The 2040-nt window shown below is 44.1% G+C and carries 4 protein-coding genes; all 4 read left to right on the top strand.

The genetic code is table 11. The features are described from left to right. The first annotated feature begins 295 nt into the window (after positions 1 to 295). The 4 genes from KW93_RS06945 (at position 296) to KW93_RS06930 (ending at position 1976) form a co-directional block, all read left to right on the top strand. Positions 296 to 691 carry a hypothetical protein gene (locus tag KW93_RS06945; RefSeq protein ID WP_033542266.1) on the top strand — a complete coding sequence of 132 codons (396 nt, stop codon included), beginning with the start codon at positions 296 to 298 and terminating at the stop codon, positions 689 to 691. Positions 692 to 853: 162 nt separating this feature from the next. After that, entirely contained in the window at positions 854 to 1093 is a 240-nt protein-coding gene (locus KW93_RS06940; RefSeq protein ID WP_033542265.1) for a hypothetical protein, read from the top strand. A gap of 123 nt (positions 1094 to 1216) precedes the next feature. Further along, positions 1217 to 1636, top strand: a complete 420-nt coding sequence (locus KW93_RS06935; RefSeq protein ID WP_033542264.1) for a DUF6843 domain-containing protein — start codon at positions 1217 to 1219, stop codon at positions 1634 to 1636. Positions 1637 to 1691: 55 nt separating this feature from the next. Continuing rightward, a complete protein-coding gene (locus tag KW93_RS06930) occupies positions 1692 to 1976 on the top strand; it encodes a hypothetical protein (RefSeq protein WP_033542267.1) in 285 nt (94 codons plus the stop codon). Positions 1977 to 2040 lie beyond the last annotated feature (64 nt).

Raw genomic sequence — 2040 nt, 5'->3', positions numbered from 1 at the left:
ATTTGCGGGCGATTAAATTAAATTGCGGGCGATTAGCAAAAAAACGGCAAATCCGATTGGCTATCGTGTTCACCTTTTCCCGGCACAAACGTTTTAAAGGTGAAAGGGGCTGACAAATTGTGGGAGGCAGAGGTATACAGCGAAAAAACAAGCAGTTCAGTTTATTGGTCAAGCGTGCGAGGCGGCAAGCCCTGCTGAAGAATATGCTGATTTCAGCGGGTACAAGTATAGTCTTTCAATGTTTGATTGGACAGAAATTATTTAGACGCAGAGAGTCGGGGAAAGGGTGGAAATGATGTTGAAATCGAAAGGTGTATTGGCAGCGGGAAGTGTGGCGGGGGCTTTTATCCTTGTTTATGGAACGGCTGTATTATTCAGATTGGTGGCAGGCGGCTATCTGTTCGAAGGGGGGCTTGCCAATCTGAATTACGCGCTGTTGGCGATATTGTGTGCGGTGCCGTTTGCACTGGTTGCTTTGTTTGGACGTAACGACAGCGTTACAAGAGGAGCCGTCGCGGGTGGCGCGCTGTTATTTTCCGTAATTTTTATTCTCGTCCACTTTGTCCTTGTCCTGTCGGCGGAAGCGATGGACGGCGCAGGCATCGTCAGAACGATGGTGGTTTTCCCGGCGAGTGCGCTGCTGCTCGCTGGAACGGTGTATTTGTCGGCTGGAAGAAAGAAGGCTGCTTAAAAAAGATCAAGGAAGGATTCGCTTTTTGAGTCCTTCTTTTTATTTCCATTGGTAATAAAAGCTGCGAAGTATGATGGTAATTACTGTTATAATAAAGAAAAGATAAAAAAACAGCTTTGTATATTTTAAAGATGGGAAAAAACACAAAGGGAGCAATGCAACTTGAATGAAGCAATTTATTTCAATGTGGGGGACATCATCGCGACAATCATTATGTTAGGCACATTTGCAGTATTTATTCTGATTTTCATCAGAACTATGAAGACTTTTAAGCGCAATGAAAAAAGAGCTAACGAGCGGCTTGAACTGGAAAAGGAAACGACTGTGCATCTGCAAAAGCGGATCGATGAGCTGGATGAGCGGGTCGTTGTGATTGAGAAGATGTTGAGGGAAGTCGAATAAAGGAGGAGGACACCGCTGATACAGGGTGTTTTTTTTTGACCATAAAAAAGGGCTATAAACATGGAAGCGTAATATAATAGGTTCAACAAAATAATCGGATAGCTGGAATGGAGCGGTCGCCAGATGAAAAAGGGAATCTTTATTGGTATTGGGATAGTGTTGCTGCTGATGGCAGGGCTGTTCAGTTGGCTTTACGAAGGAAAAAGTGATGTGCAAGTGACTTATCTGGTGCCTGACGATCAGACAGGGTGTATGTCCATTCATTTCAACCAGGCGGATAAAGAGGCGCTTGTAATCGTGAACGACGAATTGATCATTGAGTTTCCGGAAAGAGGCGGGTTGCCGACTTCTTCGTCTGCCGACATCATATTAGATCTAGGCTGGCACTCCCAAAAGGCATTTTTAATCGATGATAAAGGGGAAAGGATTGGAGAAATCGACAGCGGGAAAATCGGAGAAGGTTCCATGTCTTCCACCGGTTTTTCTTCAGAAAACGCAAGGTACAGCAAATCTTTTGATGGAAGAAGCAGTTCTTGTGATTGACGGTATCAATGATTTCCATAAGCAGTCTCTAAAGCTTGCGAATGAGGTGAAACCCATGAAAAGAAAAGACCTGAAGAAGTTCACGCAAATTTCGTTTTTCATCGCGCTTGCTGTCATGCTTCTCTTGCCTATTTCTGTCTTATTCACATTAAGAGGACTGGCGTTATTCATCTTTCTGGCTTCTATATTCGCTGTTCCTCTGAGTATCGTCTCGATGTTCAGCAAAGAACTTCTGGCGATACGATTTTTTGCGCTGGTCGTCAATTTTGCGCCGAGTCTGCTTATCGGCTATGCACTTTTCATGGAATTTATGGACGAATTTCTGCGGTCGCCTCCCTGACAGATAGAATAAATGGATTTGTTTGCGGAGAAATGGATTTGTTTGCGCAGAATCGGATTTATTT

Origin of the sequence: Planococcus sp. CAU13 (assembly GCF_000775575.1) — a bacterium.
GTDB lineage: Bacteria > Bacillota > Bacilli > Bacillales_A > Planococcaceae > Planococcus.
Note: the sequence above shows the minus strand (reverse complement) of the source record. Positions and strands in the feature narration are given on the sequence as shown.